Source organism: Pseudomonas sp. BIGb0164 (genome assembly GCF_024810135.1).
Classification (GTDB): domain Bacteria; phylum Pseudomonadota; class Gammaproteobacteria; order Pseudomonadales; family Pseudomonadaceae; genus Aquipseudomonas.
On the sequence record NZ_JANUEA010000005.1, the window covers coordinates 94,506 to 111,828 of the forward strand.

A 17,323-nucleotide genomic window follows, 5' to 3' on the forward strand; every position below is an offset into this window, starting at 1 on the left:
CCCCGAGAGCGACCCAGAACGCCAGGAGATTGAAACGGACGCATGGCGTTCTGCTGACTTTCGTCAGGCCGTTGACAGCAAAGAACGGTAGACCTGAGCATAAGAGTCGACCATTTGATTCGCGGTAAACTCCTTTTCGAAACGCAAGGCTGCTCGAACCCCCATCGCTTGGCTTTCTACAGGGTTCTCCCATAACCAGATCATTGCCTGTGCCAACGCATGTGTATCACCCGGTGGAACCACCAACCCCGTTTCTCCTGCAATGTTTATATACGTCGTTCCGGTGCCGATTTCACAAGAAATAAGAGGCTTACTGAACATCGCGGCCTCCAGCAACGAAACGCCAAATGCTTCAGAACGCAGATGAGAAGGGAACACCAGGCCAAAGCAAAGCGTCAGCAGCGCAGTTTTATCTTCATCAGGCAAGCCTCCCAAAAAGTGCACGTTCGTAAGACCGAGTTTTATCGCCTGGGCTTTTAACTGCAGCTCCATCGGGCCTTGCCCCAAGATAACGATTGGAAAATGCACTGTACGAGCAGCCTCGAGCAAATACTCCAAACCTTTGTAATAACGCAGGGCGCCGACAAAAAGAAAAAATCGTCCTTGGAATATAGTGTTCCAATGCTTCAACTTTTCCGGCGACACCTGCGGATAAGTCCCTCTCCCCAGGCCAATCGGTATCACCGTTACTTTATCCAGGAAGTGCTGCAATACCGGACTGGTTTCTACATACTTCGGAGACGTGGCAATAATACGATCGACATTGCTTAAAAACTTATTCATCAACGGGCGATAAAACTTCAACAGTGTCTTCTGCTTCACGATATCCGAGTGGTAACTCACCACCGTTGGCTTGCGCACACGAGTAGCAAAATGGACCACATCCATAAAAGGCCATGGAAAATGATAATTGATGATATCCACACCTTCGACCAACTCATGAAAGTCTTTAAACGCTGACAACGAAAAGCCCGTCGAAGCAATATTCAAATCCAGTTTTGATGTGTGAGCCAAGTGCTCACCCACCTCGACATTACGGGAAGCGCCATGCTCACTCAATGAGAGTACTTGTGCAGTAATTCCATGCGCACGACCACCTTCCGACAGTTGAAAAATAAACTGCTCCACCCCGCCCATGGTGCGCGGATAATAGGTCTTGAAAAAATGGAGAACTTTCAACGTTGCCCTTCCCTTCTTATCTGCTTCGCTGGCACTCCCACATAGACTCCAGGTTCGGTCAAGTTACGGTGAGCGCAGGCGCCTGCGCCTAACGTAACGCCGTCACTCACAATCAACCCATCAATAACCGTTGACCCAGCGCCTATGAAACAACCCTTTCCAATCTGGCATCGTCCTGCAACAGCCGCCTTTATAGAGATATGGGTAAAGTCACCTACCGTGCATTCATGCTCGACAATGGCTCCCGTATTGATAACGCACCCCTGCCCAACAGATGCCATAGGGCCTACGTGGGCGTGGTGGCCAACGAAAGACCCTGCCCCTACCGTCGCGCCAAAACCCAGTGTTGCAGTGGGCGAGACGAGCGTGGCTAAAGGCCAATCCAGCTGGGCAGCCCATTCGCATTGCGCATGCCGTTGGACGCAGTCGCCTGAAGCAGGCATGACAGACCATCCCTCCAAGCGACCTTTATCCCAACTCGGCAAGACGGGAAACGTTCCAAAGGTTTCACCTGGGCGGGCATTGATATCAATAAAGCAGAGTTGCTTTATCCCTATTGCCAACGCAACATCAGCAACGGCACGGGCATGGCCACCGAAGCCAAGGATGAGCAAACCAGTCAGGGGGGGCATAGGCCTTACTCTACTCAATTGATATCTCTCGAAATCGTATCCAATATATCGATGTGCTCATTTACAACATCCGTCCAGTTGCGTCTGGACAACAAAGCATAGGTCTTTAATTGAACGGCCAGTAACTCATCACGATTAAGGATGCCCCACTGAATACGGCTGGCGATGTCTCGCCAGTCATAGGGGTTGAAAAACGTCATTTGTTGCAACGTTTCATCTACCAACACTTCTTCCGTGACCGGTATACGGGCCATTACTACGGGCGTTGCAACGGACAATGCTTCAGTAAACGTAAACGGGCAGCCGCCTTCGCTCAAACTCGGATTAACGGCCAGATCCGCTAACTTATAGCACGCAGCCAGCTCCTGTACGGTCAAGCCGTGAATACATAGCACATCATTTTCCAGATGATTTTCGCGAATAAATTCCCTCACAAGAGGAAAGCCCGCCGCGTGCCCGGTGAGTATTAATTTGTGGCGAATAAAATCGTTTCGCAAAAGGTACTCATACGCCCTCAGCAAAGAAATCATATTTTTATTGGGCCGAAACTGGCTGGCATAAAAGATAAACTGCGCATCACCGTTAAGAAATGCAGATGAATAGCTGGGATTTGAAGACTTTTTCAAAGCCCTTTGGAAAAGAATCATGCAATAGTTTTTTGAAGACGCCGCTTCGTCGGACAACCCCTTCACAGCCACATTGCTGCTCAAGTCATTGGGCGCATGGTGAACAACTGAAACGAGTGACGGCCTTAGGGCGTACCGCTCGACCAATGTTTCCCACTTAACATTTTTGCTATACGTCACAAAGTGCTGACCACCGTGAATGGCAGCTTCAACCCTTTCATAAACTTGTAAAAATCGCTCGCCCCCTACTTCCGAAAAGCCGATAGGAAAATCTGACAGCACGACGTCAGGCACACACATCAGACGTGGCGCTTGAATTTGATTGAATGCAGGCCAGAAGGCAGTTGGGCTATACCACGCCTTCACCTCCGTCATCTTATTGATAAGTTGCAACATACGATCAGATTCAACTTGTTCCAAACGACGATACAGACGAAGCACTAAACTATCTTCTTTCGGCGCACCTACCGCCGTCTGCAAGCGACTCACCAGCCGCTTTAAGGGACGAAAAAGTTTACGCACAATCACACGAACTTTCAGATAAAGCGCATAAACAGGCAGTAAAATGAGCAACGGGCTGAACAACAATAACAACAAACAAAGGGCAACCGCTTCGAGCCCTAAACGGATCAGTCCCGTATAGGAATCAACCGTAATCAAACGCTCCTCAATTTTACCGAGCACGATAGCCTTCCAATGAAATAGCTTTTTGGCCAGCCGCTCTCTAAACGGAACTTTTTTCTGTTTCTTTTTCCGAGCTATGTATTCCTCGTAACACCGCAAGATCATGGGAACACTGGCAGGTGAAACGATTTCAAACACATCCTCCTGAACGCCTTCACTCTGAAACAGATCATGCAGCGCTTTCTTAGTCCAACTCGGGCATACCAATGTAAACTTCACATCGTCTCGCCCTTCCGCACCTTTGAGGAATGCCGCAAGATAACGGCCCAGCCCCTCGTGCCGAAGGTCCAGCCCTGGAGCGTAGGCCAGATAGATACCAAACTTTTTCATAAGCACTCCCTGACAACCTGCCAATAGGCATTCGCCAGTTTCTCGACACTCTGCTCAGCCAACACGTCACTGGAAGGCAACGCATTGCGGCGTTCCAGATAGGAAAGTTCCATCTCTTTAAGTTGGCTGGCCATTTGCTTTGGCTTATCCGACTTCATCCAACTCAACCCCAAGGAAAACTGCTGATCAATTTCCCTCATGGCCGGGTAGTCACTACTTAATGAAGGAACACCTAGACCCGCCGCCTCGACGACACTGAACGTACCATTATCAATCGTACCTGCATGCCACAAAAAAGCAGCGCCTGCGAGTTCACTTTGATAATTTCTATCTGGCAGCTCACCCAACAAGTTCACATTTTTTTTCAATAATCGACTTTTCCCCAATACATCGTTTAACGGCTTGAGATGGGGCAACTTACTTTTAAACAGGCCCTTGGTATTGACGCCCGTAATCCGGCATTCCAATACACCACCGAGCTCCTCATAATAAAACTTCAACGCATTCACGGCATTCAAATGATTTTTGTGTATCGCCGTATTGGTGGTCCACAAGAAATAATTCGAGCGATCGGCAAAACTGCCTTTTACACGGGAAAAGTCGGGAGCCAGCATGGGTAACTTGAATACCTTATTCGTTGGTACCCCTGCGTAATTCAACGCGTCTTGCTGTGTAAACGCGGTGGTCACCAGGACCTTCGACGCAGCCCTGGCCGCATCTATATAAGGCTGATCTGCACCCAATGGTAATATCGGCACATACCGCTGCAGGTAGTCATACACCATGAGTATCGAAGGTCGCATCGGCAGAAGCGGCCCATTTAAACGATCGGAAATGACCAGCCAGACATCACAATCCTGGAGGTTATTTATTCCATCATCGATAACCAGATAACGCGGACACTTCGGTTCCCAACCTTCATGCCCGGAGTAGCGCATGGCTCGTCGTGCGGGCATTGCATCCAAAACGTTCCATTTGTATGAACGAATCGAGATCTCGCTTTCAAGGTCCATGAACTCTTCAGGCGGATAGCTTTCGGCGCTGTTTAAGTGCAGGAACACGACATCAACAGCCTCCCCCATCTGGCGACTGCCGTGATACAAGGCATTAGCTACAAGCTTTGCTCCCCTCAGGCTTCCGCCCCTGTACTCTACAGGAACGATGACGGCAATTCGCTTTCTGCGAACAGGGCGCTCAACACTTTCTTTTTTGATTGTCTCAAGTTCCGCCAGCACTTTTTTGAAGCCAGCTTGCCAGGCTTGCTCGCAATTTTTTGCTTTCATAGGCTCAAGCAAAACCATTTGCGATTCGCGGATGTTTTGGATCAGCTTTTGATCACCGCTCATCAACTGCTTAGTTTTAGCCTTGGCTTCAGCCACTGTTTTACAGCGACCTGGCAAACCGATCCCCCCCATTTTATCCAGCATGCCGCCCGCCATGAACAATAAGGGCATGCCTGCACGAATGGCTTCAAAGGGGTGATAATGAATGTGGTTGGGCTCAGTAGAGTGATAAAACATCACCCTGTGTTGCCTCATGTTGTACTCATGCTCTTCAGCGGACACAAATCCCAGTACATTTTTATCAGGCACCGCAATCGGTTGCGCACCGCCAATGGTGTACTCGCTCCCCGAAAAGTCATGAATAAAGCTTTTATAAATATTTTCAAAGTATGGAGAAGACCCAATTCTTGGACAGACAAACAAAATCTTCTTGAGCGTCCCTTCCCATAAATCAGGCGCAGCCTCGCCCTTCAAACCGACAGGCAGGTAGCAGTTTCTACTGGCTAAAAAATTCTGTTCGGAGTCTTTCAAATGGTCGTAGCCTGCGCCAAACCAGAATCGCGCGCCCATTGCCTTGATACTACGGACCAAGGACTCTTCAGCTTCCTCGTAAAACAACTGAGAATAAGAATAGCCCTTTGACAAACCAAAAACTCGCAGAACAATAGCACCCTTGAAATGACGCACAGCACTTTTAATTTGAGTTGGAAAAAAACCAACAATCGCCACATCAAAGTACAAATTGGCAATCCGCCAGGCCTCCTCGCATGGGCCCGCATACCAATCCTGCGCATTCAAGACATCCAGCTGATCCTTAGGGATGGTCAACGCGGCGTCAAAACTGAAATCGACGCTGGCAGAAAGATTGCCCTCGTCATAAGGAAAACTTTTCGGCATGAAAATTTCATTCACGCCCAGCGCCTTGAGCTGATCAACTTCGAATTTCCGTAATGTCGTATGGTTAAGCAACCAAAGGACTCTTAGTGTTTTCAAAATTATTTCAATCCATTTATAACTTTATATTCAGCAACGGCCTCATCACAGGCACCGTCGAAAACCAGTTCACCGTGATGGAACACCAGACCACGATTACAAATCGAACGTAACGCACTGAAATCATGAGTTGCCAACACCAGAATTTCTGCCTGCTCAATAAGGCCTGTAATACGCTCCCTGGCTTTAGCCATAAAATTCGCGTCACCAGCACCGATGACCTCATCCAGAAGCAGAATATCCCCTCCCACGGTGGTCGATATTGCGAACGCGAGCCGGACTTGCATACCGGCCGAATAGGTTTTTATGGGGTAGTCAATAAACTCTCCCAGCCCGGCGAACTCGACGATTTCCTCTGCTTTGTCACGCATGAACTTGGGGGACAGACCCAACAACAGGCCTCGGTATAAAATATTTTCCCTGCCCGTAGCGTCTGGCTCAAAGCCCAAGCTCAAATCAAACAGAGAGCGAACTTGCCCCTCTACATTCAGCACACCGCTCGACACGGGATATAGCCCGGCTACCATCTTCAGGAACGTGCTCTTGCCCGCCCCGTTGTGTCCGAGAAGTCCCACACGCTCACCACTCGTTATTTCAACAGTGATATTTTTCAGCGCATGAATATCCGCGACATTTGAACGCTGCGCCTTACGGCTGAACACACCTGCCATGAGGGACTTCAATGAACGCTCCTTATAGGCAACGGAGGCGTAATGAAGGTTGACGTTGTTAAGTGAAATTCGATTATTTTTCATAGGTAAAAAATCACTTTTCTTTCAACCTTGCTACCCACCATTACCGCCAGCGCTCCAAAAAACACGGCCGTCCCGATACTGAACGCGTAGTTCTGCCACGTTGGCCATTCTCCCTGAAGTAAGGGGGCCCGTATTAACTGCAAGATGTGATAAATAGGATTGTAATCAACCAGTGCGTGCAGGCCGCCGTTCTTGAACATCTTCGCTTCAAAGTACACTGGCGAGATAAACCACAACGATTGCATGATCAGACCTAACGCATGAGGAATATCTCGAAAGCGGGTACTTACGTAAGAAAGCAACGTAGACACCGGCCACGCGATCAATGCGAGTATCGGAAACAGGGTAAGAGAAGCCAACCAGCTCCAGCCAAAGTTTTGCGGGAGCACGACGGCCACCCATCCGTACAAGGATATGCTGGCTAACATCAAAACAATGCTGCTACCTACCACCGTTCGAAGCGTATATATCGCCAAAGGGTGATTGCATTGTTTTATGTAGGCGTCCGCCTGGACAAATGACAGTGAGCCCGCCACGGTATTAGCAGATATGCACTCCCACACAATGATGCCCGACAGAATGTAAGGCGCGTACGTCACGATATCCGCATTAAAGAGCCTGCTGAATACCAGCGTCAGCAACAGCGTCAAGCCCAATGGCTGGATCACCGACCACGCCATGCCCAAAAATGAGCGCCGCCAGCGCGATCTGAGATCTGCCAATGAAAGGTGGATCCAAAAATAACGGGCATCCCATACACGCGTAAAATAAGAGAGCATCACTTCACCTGAGTAAATGTATTAGATCCAAACATTCAGTACTCACTTGAATCTCTGAACTCCACTTGGAGGGCAACGGCTACTCGGCTGCCCGGGTCTCCTTCGGTTTAATCGGCGAAGTAGTGTCTGATCTCCTCTGCTATGCGCTCTACTTGTTCACGGTTCAGCGTTGGATAACTGGGGAGGTTTATTCCGCGCGCGCTGAGATCTTGTGCGATAGGGAAGTGCTGGTCTGTCATGCAATGCGGTAGGGTGTGCGCAGGCGCAAACAAAGGGCGGGTCTCTATACCTTGCGTGGTCAGGTGATCACGCAACGGCTGACGCTGGCGCGAATCATCCAACAGTATCGAGCACATCCAGTACGAATGGCGGGTCCCGGGCTGCTCAGCGTGCATCCGCAGGGGAAGCCCCTTGAGTGCTTCGCGGTACCAGTCGGCGACTCGACGCTTGAGCGCGATGATCTCGTCTGCCCGCTCCAACTGGGCGAGACCAATGGCCGCACAAATGTTGGTCATTCGGTAGTTGAACGCCAGCTCATCGTGCCAATACTCCCGAGTTTTGGACACGCCTTGGCTCTTCAGGTGACAGGCTCTGTCGTGCAAAGCCTTGTCTTTGGACACAACCATCCCACCCTCACCGGTCGTAATGGTCTTGTTGCCGAAAAAGCTGAATGTCGCGACATCTCCAAACGTCCCTACATGCTGACCTTTATACAAAGACCCGAAAGCTTCGGCGCAATCCTCGATCAGCAATACGTCATGCTCGCGACACAAGGCAACGACCGCCTCCATGTCACAAGCCAAACCATAGAGGTGCACGACCATCACCGCCTTGGTCTTTTCCGTGATCCGGCTTTGTATGTCTTCGATACTGACGTTCCAGGTATCTGCCAATGACTCGGCGAATACAACGCTGGCACCGGTTTGCAGGATGGTATTGACGGACGCCACATAGGTCAGCGTTGGAACAATGACCTCGTCACCCGGCCCTAGCCCAAGCGCGGCCATGGCCAGATGCAGGGCGACGGTACCGTTGCTCACCGTCGTGGCATGGTTCGCACCAATGTATCGGGCAAATTCGTTTTCAAAGCGAGAGATAAACTCTCCGCGAGAAGAAATCCAGGTCGAATCCAGGCACTGGTTTACATATTCCTTTTCACGTCCGCCCAGGAAGGGCTGGTATACCGGAATCATCCGCGCCCCCTATTCCTGGCCCTTGAAGTATTTATATCCGTGGGCCTGGACCAATTGGTCGCGCTCGGCCTCACGCATGTCTTCATGCATCATTTCTTCCACGAGTTCAGCGAACGTCGTTGTCGGTGCCCAACCCAATTGGGTTTTGGCCTTGCTCGGGTCCCCGAGTAGCGTTTCAACTTCGGCGGGGCGGAAATAGCGCGGGTCCACGGCAACGATGCATCGGTTGGTGGCGAGGTCGTAACCTTTTTCCTCAACCCCAGCGCCTTCCCAACGAATATTGATGCCGATTACTTTTGCCGCAAGTTCGACGAACTCACGAACGGAGTGCTGTTCGCCCGTTGCAATCACATAATCTTCAGCCACGTCCTGCTGCAGCATGAGCCACTGCATCTCAACGTAATCACGGGCATGCCCCCAGTCGCGCAGGGCGTTCATGTTGCCGAGGTACAAACACTCTTGCTCGCCCAGCTTGATACGCGCCAATGCTCGGGTGATCTTACGAGTGACAAATGTCTCACCGCGAATAGGCGATTCATGGTTGAACAAGATACCGTTGCACGCATAAATGCCGTACGACTCACGGTAGTTTACGGTCATCCAGTAAGCATAAAGTTTGGCGACCGCATACGGTGAGCGCGGGTAGAAAGGTGTGGTTTCCTTCTGCGGGATCTCTTGTACCAAACCGTACAGTTCTGAAGTTGATGCTTGATAGAACCTGGTTTTCTTTTCCAACCCAACGATTCGTATTGCTTCAAGAAGGCGCAGTGCCCCCAAGGCATCGGAATTGGCGGTGTACTCAGGCTCCTCGAAAGAAACGGCAACATGACTTTGAGCTGCCAAATTATAGATTTCATCCGGTCGTACATTCTGGACGATGCGCATCAAGCTACTGGAATCGGTCAGATCACCATGATGCAATGTCAGGTCATAACCTGTCGAATTCGGATCATGGTAAAGATGGTCAATACGAGCAGTATTGAACATGGAACTACGTCGTTTGATGCCATGTACCGAATAGCCTTTTTTTAACAAAAACTCAGCAAGGTACGCGCCATCTTGCCCCGTGATACCTGTAATCAATGCTACTTTTTTGCCACTCATTTTTTCACCATTTTTCAACTAATTGAGCAACCACCTCTCTCAAAGAAGCAAGCGCTCACACCTCCCTCACTTCCCATTTGGAAGCAAAAGCCGTCTTCAATATCTGCCTTTACCGTTGCGCGAATGCTTTAGCCGCTTGAGCAGTACCTTTCAAACATGGGCTCGGCCATAGATATCCTCAAACCGAACGATATCGTCTTCTCCCAAATAATCGCCGCTCTGCACCTCAATCAATACCAAGTCGATGACACCTGGATTTTCCAAACGATGAGTGTTGCCTGCGGGAATAAAAGTCGACTCGTTGGTATTCAGTAAAAACTCACGATCATTATTAACAACGCGTGCCGTACCACTGACCACGATCCAGTGTTCACTGCGGTGATGGTGCATCTGTAACGACAACGAGGCCCTCGGTTTAACCACTATGCGCTTGATCTTGAAACGCAAGTCTTCTTCCAGCGTTGTATAGGTTCCCCATGGACGTCGAACTGTCATATGGTCCAAGTGAGCACGGTGTCCACTCTTCTTGAGTTGGGCCGTGATGACCTTGATGTCTTGAGCGTGGTCTTTGTGAGCGACCAGAAAGGCGTCAGGTGTGTCGACAATGATCAGGTCTTCAACCCCCACCAATGCGGCCAACCGACGTTGAACGCGCACATAATTGTTGCGGGACGCATGCAGCACAGCGTCTCCCTCTATACGATTACCGTGCTCATCGGCTGGGGACAGTTCGCTCATGGCTATCCATGAACCGATGTCACTCCAACCAATATCACAGGGCACCATAGCCACTTTGTTGGAGCGCTCCATCAACGCGAAGTCGATCGAGATATCCGGGACTTTGGCGAAGCTATTGGGCTCCAGGTGCAAGCAACGATGGCTCTCACCTTGCATCTCTCCTGACGCAACAAGACAGCGATCCACAGCACTCGCCACCTCTGGCGCCCACAGCGTCATTTCTTCAATCAATGTGCCAGCACGAAAACAGAACATGCCGGAGTTCCAGAAGTACTGGCCTGAAGCCAGATATCCTTCGGCAACCTCGATACTTGGTTTTTCTACAAAACGTTTTACTTCGAAGCCTGCGCCCAAGGGTTTATCGCCGTCTTTCTGAATATAGCCATAGCCGGTTTCCGGATACTCAGGGCGTACACCGAACGTCACCAGCCAGCCATTTTTTGCTAATTCTGAGGCCGCCGATACCGCGCTGGAAAATTCCACTTGCTTCTCAATAAGGTGATCAGCAGGAAGTATCAAAATGATGGCATCCGCCCCATGTACACGCTCGACCTCTTTAGCTGCCATAAAAACCGCAGCGGCGGTATTACGCCCGAAAGGCTCAAGTACAAAGCTCATATTCGTAAACTGCGGTGCTTGCGCAGCGTATTCATCTAATGTCTTGAAATAGAGATCACGGTTGGTAATCGTCAAAACTTCATTGACCGTCGCTAAAGCCAGGGCGCGGCTGTAGGTCTTACGTATCAGGTTGCCTCCGTCCGGCAACTCGATAAATGGTTTGGGATGTGCTGAACGTGAAACAGGCCAAAGCCGGCTGCCGGAGCCACCGCAGATAATGACCGGAACAAGTGTCACATTCGTCTCCTTTTTACACATTTTCACATTATCTCGATCGAAGTCTCACCCACAGGACATCGCACATTCGAAATGCGAACTAACGTGGAGTCTTTATGCCATCATGCGAACTAGCGTAGAGTCTTTATGCCATCATGCGAATCAATGTTCTAAGATGCTATTTCAGGGAATTACATATTATTGCGAAACATTAGCGCTGATATCTTTTAGCACAATGTCAGGGTATGTCTAGAAAAATACAAACACCCCTCACCCCGCAAAAGCATTCTTCTTCGTCGAAAAATCTAAACTTCTCACGAAACATGTCGATTTCTCGCCTTAATCCCACGACCAACTTTCGGAATAGTCCTACAATCCATTTACTTAGAGCGCACACCACAGGAATATGCTGTCGTATTTACGAAGCATTGCCATGACGCAATTCACTGCTGGAAAATTTTCTCAACAATTGCTCGCGCCTGCCGATACCCCCTGAAAGCCTTGTGGATTGAACAATCATGCGTAATAACCAACCCGTTACCCAGCGCGAACGTACCTTCCCCGCTCAGCAACGGTTGATCTCCACCACAGATGCCAAGGGTGTCATCACTTACTGCAACGACGCGTTTGTCGAGATCAGTGGGTTCACCCGCGACGAGCTGATTCGTGCCCCGCACAATCTGGTGCGTCACCCGGACGTTCCGCCGGCGGTGTTCGCGCACATGTGGTCGACGCTCAAACAAGGCTTGCCATGGATGGGCATTGTCAAGAATCGCTGCAAGAGCGGTGATCACTATTGGGTTAACGCCTATGTGACCCCCGTTTTCGACGGTAACCAGGTGATCGGCTACGAATCGGTGCGCATCAAGCCCACCGCCGAGCAGATCCGCCGGGCCGAAGCGCTCTACCAACGCATCAACCAGGGCAAGTCTGCCGTTCCCCAGCGGGACAAGTGGCTGCCGGTGCTGCAGGACTGGCTGCCGTTTATCCTGGTCAGCCAGTTGAGCTTCATGATCGGCGCGTCGCTGAACTCCCATTGGGGCTTTGCCCTGGCGGCAGGTTTGTCGGTGCCGTTGGGCCTGCTGGGCCTGAGCTGGCAGCAGCGCGGCCTCAAGCGCTTGTTGCGCCTGGCCGAGCAGACCACCTCCGACCCGTTGATCGCGCAGATGTACACCGACAGCCGTGGCGCACAAGCGCGCCTGGAGATGTCGATCCTCAGCCAGGAGGCACGCCTGAAGACGTGTCTCACACGCTTGCAGGACACGGCTGAGCACCTGAACGATCAAGCCGCACAGTCCAACACCCTCGCGCACAACAGCTCCAGTGGCCTGGAACGCCAGCGCGTCGAGACCGAACAGGTGGCCACCGCCGTCAACCAGATGGCCGCGACCACCCAGGAAGTCGCCAGCCACGTGCAGCGCACAGCCGACGCAACCCAGGAGGCCAACCGCCTGACCGGCCGTGGTCGCGATATCGCCGGAGAAACCCGCGAGGCGATACAGCGCCTGTCCGTTGCCGTGGGTGAAACCGGCGTGACCGTCACCCAACTGGCCAAGGACAGTGATGAGATCGGCGGCGTTGTCGACGTGATCAAAGGCATTGCCGACCAGACCAACCTGCTGGCCCTGAACGCGGCCATTGAAGCGGCACGCGCCGGTGAGATGGGCCGAGGCTTTGCGGTGGTAGCGGACGAAGTACGCCAACTGGCGCAACGCACCGCCGAATCCACCGGGCAGATCCACGCCCTGATCGCCAAGTTGCAGCAGACGGCTGCCGCTGCCGTGCAAACCATGGACGCCGGGCATCGCCAGGCCGAAGAAGGTGTGGCACGGGTGACGGAAGCGGATCAGGCGTTGGTGGGCATCAGCGAAGCGGTGGCCCATATCACCGACATGACCACCCAGATCGCAGCAGCGACCGAAGAGCAAAGCTCGGTGGCCGAAGAGATCAGCCGCAACATCAGCACCATTGCGTTGCTGGCGGATCAGACGTCGGAGCAGGCGCTGAACTCGGCGCAGTTGAGTGAAGAGCTGACCCATACCGCCAATACCCAGTATTCGCTGGTAGAGCGTTTCAACCGGTAAACCACTGTGGCGAGGGAGCTTGCTCCCGCTGGGCTGCGCAGCGGCCCCAAAATCTTGGGAGCGCTTCGCACTCCAGCGAGAGCAAGCTCCCTCGCCACAGGTTTTACTCAGTGCTCATAAGAAACCCAGCCACTTTCACCGCCGCAGCCTCCAGATGCTGCTCATGACTGAACCCCGACGCCTTCAACGGCTTCAAGTCATGATCGCCCGCCACCAGCCACATCACTTCGATGCTCGGCGACAGCGCATACCCTTCCACCGCCGCCCGATCCCCCAACGCATCCCGCTCGCCCTGCACAATCAAGGTCGGCGTCTTCAACCCCTCCAGATGCTCGACCCGTGGTTTTTCCGGCTTGCCCACCGCATAGAACGGATACCCCAGGCACACCAGCCCATCGGCACCCAGCTCATCCGCCAACAAACTGGCCATGCGCCCGCCCATGGACTTGCCGCCAATCGCCAGTTTCCCAGCGACATGACGTCGCACCTGCGCATACACCTCGCGCCAGGCTTCCAGCAGTTTCGGCGCCGGATTCGGCGGGCGCTTGCCGCCGTCCACACGGCGCTGGGCCATGTACGGAAACTCGAAGCGCACCACGTTGACGCCATGCCCGACAAGGCGTGCAGCCATGTCGTTCATGAAAGCTGAGTCCATCGGCGCGCCGGCGCCGTGGGCCAGGATCAGCGTCACAGGCTCGCGTCCCGCAGCGGGCGAGGCGACATCCCACAACCACCCATGTTCCCGCACACACTGCGCCCATTGATCCCCGTCAATACTGGCCTTGTGCTCTTCTCCCATGCTTGCCTCGCTTTTTAGTCTGCCTATAACTCCAGCCCAAGTGCCGCATCTGCTTGGGTTGAACCGTGGATGGGGAACCATGAACACTACTTTAAGTACCGCCTATAACTACAAGGTGGTCCGCCAATTCGCCATTATGACGGTGGTGTGGGGCATCGTCGGCATGGGGCTCGGGGTTTTTCTCGCCGCCCAATTGGTCTGGCCTGCACTCAACTTCGATTTGCCGTGGACCAGCTTCGGCCGCCTGCGCCCGCTGCACACCAACGCGGTGATCTTCGCCTTCGGCGGCTGCGCGCTGTTCGCCAGCTCCTTCTACTCGGTGCAACGCACCTGCCAGACGCAGCTGTTCGCGCCGAAAATCGCCGCGTTCTGCTTCTGGGGCTGGCAGCTTGTCATTCTCTTGGCCGCAATCACCTTGCCACTGGGCTACACCAGCTCCAAGGAATACGCCGAGCTGGAATGGCCGATCGACATCCTGATCACCATCGTCTGGGTGGCCTACGCCATTGTGTTCTTCGGCACGGTGATGAAGCGCACCACCAAGCACATCTACGTCGGCAACTGGTTCTTCGGTGCGTTCATCATCACCGTGGCCATCCTGCATATCGTCAACAACCTGGAAATCCCGGTCAGCCTGACCAAGTCCTACTCCCTCTACGGCGGTGCGACGGATGCCATGGTGCAGTGGTGGTACGGGCACAACGCGGTAGGCTTTTTCCTCACCGCCGGCTTCCTGGGGATGATGTACTACTTTGTGCCGAAACAGGCCGAACGCCCGGTGTATTCCTATCGCTTGTCCATCGTGCACTTCTGGGCGCTGATCACCCTGTACATCTGGGCCGGCCCACACCACCTGCACTACACCGCGCTGCCGGACTGGGCGCAGTCCCTGGGCATGGTGATGTCGCTGGTGCTGCTGGCACCGAGCTGGGGCGGCATGATCAACGGCATGATGACCCTGTCGGGCGCCTGGCATAAGTTGCGCAGCGACCCAATCCTGCGCTTCCTCGTGGTGTCCCTGGCCTTCTACGGCATGTCGACCTTCGAAGGCCCGATGATGGCGATCAAGACCGTCAACGCCCTCTCCCACTACACCGACTGGACCATTGGCCACGTACACGCCGGCGCCCTCGGTTGGGTAGCAATGATCTCCATCGGCGCGTTGTACCACATGATCCCCAAAGTCTTCGGGCGCGAGCAGATGTACAGCCTCGGCCTGATCAACGCGCACTTCTGGCTGGCCACCATCGGCACCGTGCTCTACATCGCCTCGATGTGGGTCAACGGCATCGCCCAGGGCCTGATGTGGCGTGCGGTCAACGAAGACGGCACCTTGACCTACTCCTTCGTCGAAACCCTGGTGGCCAGCCACCCAGGCTTCATCGTGCGGCTGGTGGGCGGTGCCATCTTCCTCAGCGGCATGTTCCTGATGGCTTACAACACGTGGCGCACCGTGCGTTCGGCGCAACCGGCCGAAGTCACCACTGCAGCGCAGATGGCCTGAGGAGTCTGTGATGAAACACGAAACGATTGAAAAGAACGTCGGCCTGCTCATGCTGCTGATGGTGCTCGCCGTGAGCATCGGCGGCCTGACCCAGATCGTCCCGCTGTTCTTCCAGGACGTGACCAACAAGCCGGTCGAGGGCATGAAGCCTTACACCGCGCTGCAACTGGAAGGCCGCGACATCTACATCCGCGAAGGCTGCGTACAGTGCCACTCGCAGATGATCCGCCCGTTCCGCGCCGAGACCGAGCGCTACGGCCACTACTCGGTGGCGGGCGAAAGCGTGTGGGACCACCCGTTCCTGTGGGGTTCCAAGCGCACCGGCCCGGACCTGGCCCGCGTCGGCGCGCGCTACTCGGACGACTGGCACCGCGCCCACTTGTACAACCCGCGCAACGTGGTGCCCGAGTCGAAAATGCCGGCCTACCCGTGGCTGGTGACCGCCCCAGTCGACAGCAGCCACACCGAGACCAAGTTGAACGTGATGCGCACCCTCGGCGTGCCGTACACCGACGACGACATCAGTGGCGCCGTGGCCAGCCTCAAGGGCAAGACCGAGATGGACGCGCTGGTTTCTTACCTGCAAGTGCTCGGCACTGCCATCAAGAGCAAGAGGTGAGCCATGGGATTTGAATTCGATACAGGCACCATCCGCGGCCTCGGCACGCTGGTGGTCGCCATCGCCTTTATCGGCCTGTCGCTGTGGGTGTTCAACAACCGGCGCAATGCGGAATTCGAGCAGGCACGCCTGCTGCCGTTCGCCGATGAACCGTCCCCATCCGACGCTCAAGAAGAGCCTGCAACAAGGAGCAATCGGCCATGACCCTATTCTGGAGTACATGGATCTGCGTACTGACCCTCGGCAGCCTGATCGGCCTGACCTGGCTCTTGGTGGGCACCCGCAAGGGCGAGACCAAGGGCAGCGTGGACCAGACCATGGGCCACGCCTTCGACGGTATCGAGGAATACGACAACCCGCTGCCCCAGTGGTGGTTCATGCTGTTCGCCGGCACCCTGGTGTTTGCAGTCGGCTACCTGATCCTCTACCCGGGCCTGGGCAACTGGAAAGGCGTGCTGCCGGGCTATGAAGACGGCTGGACGCAGACAAAGGAATGGGACAAGGAAATGGCCAAGGCCGACGCCAAGTTCGGGCCGATCTTCGCCAAATTCTCGGCCATGCCCGTGGAAGAAGTGGCCAAGGACCCGCAAGCGCTGAAGATGGGCGGTCGCCTGTTCGCCTCCAACTGCGCGGTGTGCCACGGCTCGGATGCCAAGGGCGCGTTTGGCTTCCCGAACCTGGCGGACGACATCTGGCGCTGGGGCGGTTCGGCCGAGGCGATCAAGGCCACCATCCTGAACGGCCGCCACGCGGCGATGCCGGCCTGGGGTGACATGCTTGGCGACGAGGGTGTGAAGAACGTCGCCGCCTACGTGCGCCACGACCTGGCCAAGCTGCCACTGCCGGCCGACAACTCGGCCGATCTGGGCGCGGGTAAAACCGCATTCAATACCACATGTGTGGCGTGTCACGGGCCGGAAGGCCATGGCATGGAAGCCATGGGCGCCCCGGACCTGACCAAGCCGGCCGGCTATATCTACGGCACCAGCCTGGCGCAGTTGCAGCAGACCATCCGCCACGGCCGCCAAGGCCAGATGCCGGCGCAGGAAGCGCTGCAGGGCAATGACAAAGTGCACTTGTTGGCGGCTTATGTTTACAGCCTGTCCCATGGGGACCAGAAGACGCAGGAGTAACCAGCCCTCGCCCACCATAAAGCCCCGCACGGTGCATACTAGCGGGGCTTTTTT

At 54.0% G+C, this 17,323-nt stretch carries 15 protein-coding genes; 5 read left to right on the top strand and 10 right to left on the bottom strand.

Annotation, left to right across the window (positions count from 1 at the left end; genetic code table 11):
- Window positions 1–63 precede the first annotated feature (63 nt).
- From M2394_RS14705 to M2394_RS14745, 9 genes are all read right to left on the bottom strand, one after another.
- Window positions 64–1,179: a glycosyltransferase family 4 protein gene (locus M2394_RS14705; RefSeq protein WP_259172961.1), complete on the bottom strand. Its 1,116-nt coding sequence runs from the start codon at window positions 1,177–1,179 to the stop codon at window positions 64–66.
- A complete protein-coding gene (locus M2394_RS14710; RefSeq protein WP_259172962.1) occupies window positions 1,176–1,811 on the bottom strand; it encodes an acetyltransferase in 636 nt (211 codons plus the stop codon). The genes M2394_RS14705 and M2394_RS14710 overlap by 4 nt, the downstream gene beginning before the upstream one ends.
- Before the next feature lie 14 nt (window positions 1,812–1,825).
- Window positions 1,826–3,451 (bottom strand): glycosyltransferase, encoded by a 1,626-nt coding sequence (locus M2394_RS14715; RefSeq protein WP_259172963.1) that lies wholly within the window; start codon window positions 3,449–3,451, stop codon window positions 1,826–1,828.
- Window positions 3,448–5,703, bottom strand: a complete 2,256-nt coding sequence (locus tag M2394_RS14720; RefSeq protein WP_259172964.1) for a glycosytransferase — start codon at window positions 5,701–5,703, stop codon at window positions 3,448–3,450. Before M2394_RS14720 ends, M2394_RS14715 begins: the two co-directional genes overlap by 4 nt.
- A 26-nt stretch (window positions 5,704–5,729) precedes the next feature.
- Window positions 5,730–6,482 (bottom strand): ABC transporter ATP-binding protein, encoded by a 753-nt coding sequence (locus M2394_RS14725; protein WP_178925573.1) that lies wholly within the window; start codon window positions 6,480–6,482, stop codon window positions 5,730–5,732.
- Complete coding sequence (locus M2394_RS14730; RefSeq protein WP_178925574.1) at window positions 6,479–7,261, bottom strand: ABC transporter permease; 783 nt, start codon at window positions 7,259–7,261, stop codon at window positions 6,479–6,481. Before M2394_RS14730 ends, M2394_RS14725 begins: the two co-directional genes overlap by 4 nt.
- A 107-nt stretch (window positions 7,262–7,368) precedes the next feature.
- Window positions 7,369–8,454 (bottom strand): DegT/DnrJ/EryC1/StrS aminotransferase family protein, encoded by a 1,086-nt coding sequence (locus tag M2394_RS14735; protein ID WP_259172965.1) that lies wholly within the window; start codon window positions 8,452–8,454, stop codon window positions 7,369–7,371.
- Window positions 8,455–8,463: 9 nt separating this feature from the next.
- Window positions 8,464–9,558: a GDP-mannose 4,6-dehydratase gene (gmd, locus tag M2394_RS14740; RefSeq protein ID WP_259172966.1), complete on the bottom strand. Its 1,095-nt coding sequence runs from the start codon at window positions 9,556–9,558 to the stop codon at window positions 8,464–8,466.
- A gap of 150 nt (window positions 9,559–9,708) precedes the next feature.
- Window positions 9,709–11,151, bottom strand: coding sequence for a mannose-1-phosphate guanylyltransferase/mannose-6-phosphate isomerase (locus M2394_RS14745; RefSeq protein ID WP_259172967.1), 1,443 nt, complete (start codon window positions 11,149–11,151; stop codon window positions 9,709–9,711).
- A 497-nt stretch (window positions 11,152–11,648) separates the two neighbouring features.
- Between M2394_RS14745 and M2394_RS14750 the strand changes: the two genes are divergently transcribed.
- A complete protein-coding gene (locus tag M2394_RS14750) occupies window positions 11,649–13,214 on the top strand; it encodes a PAS domain-containing methyl-accepting chemotaxis protein (protein WP_259172968.1) in 1,566 nt (521 codons plus the stop codon).
- Window positions 13,215–13,317: 103 nt separating this feature from the next.
- Here M2394_RS14750 and M2394_RS14755 read toward each other — a convergent pair whose 3' ends face one another.
- Complete coding sequence (locus tag M2394_RS14755; protein ID WP_259172969.1) at window positions 13,318–14,013, bottom strand: alpha/beta family hydrolase; 696 nt, start codon at window positions 14,011–14,013, stop codon at window positions 13,318–13,320.
- 79 nt (window positions 14,014–14,092) lie between these two features.
- Here M2394_RS14755 and ccoN point away from each other — a divergent pair, with 79 nt between their 5' ends.
- From ccoN to ccoP, 4 genes are read left to right on the top strand one after another with little or no spacing between them, the layout of a single operon-like run.
- Window positions 14,093–15,517 carry a cytochrome-c oxidase, cbb3-type subunit I gene (gene ccoN, locus M2394_RS14760; protein ID WP_259172970.1) on the top strand — a complete coding sequence of 475 codons (1,425 nt, stop codon included), beginning with the start codon at window positions 14,093–14,095 and terminating at the stop codon, window positions 15,515–15,517.
- A gap of 10 nt (window positions 15,518–15,527) precedes the next feature.
- Entirely contained in the window at window positions 15,528–16,136 is a 609-nt protein-coding gene (ccoO, locus tag M2394_RS14765) for a cytochrome-c oxidase, cbb3-type subunit II (protein WP_178925580.1), read from the top strand.
- Window positions 16,137–16,139: 3 nt separating this feature from the next.
- On the top strand, window positions 16,140–16,340 hold the full coding sequence (locus M2394_RS14770; RefSeq protein ID WP_259172971.1) for a cbb3-type cytochrome c oxidase subunit 3: 201 nt from the start codon (window positions 16,140–16,142) through the stop codon (window positions 16,338–16,340).
- Window positions 16,337–17,269, top strand: a complete 933-nt coding sequence (gene ccoP / locus M2394_RS14775) for a cytochrome-c oxidase, cbb3-type subunit III (RefSeq protein WP_259172972.1) — start codon at window positions 16,337–16,339, stop codon at window positions 17,267–17,269. The genes M2394_RS14770 and ccoP overlap by 4 nt, the downstream gene beginning before the upstream one ends.
- Window positions 17,270–17,323 lie beyond the last annotated feature (54 nt).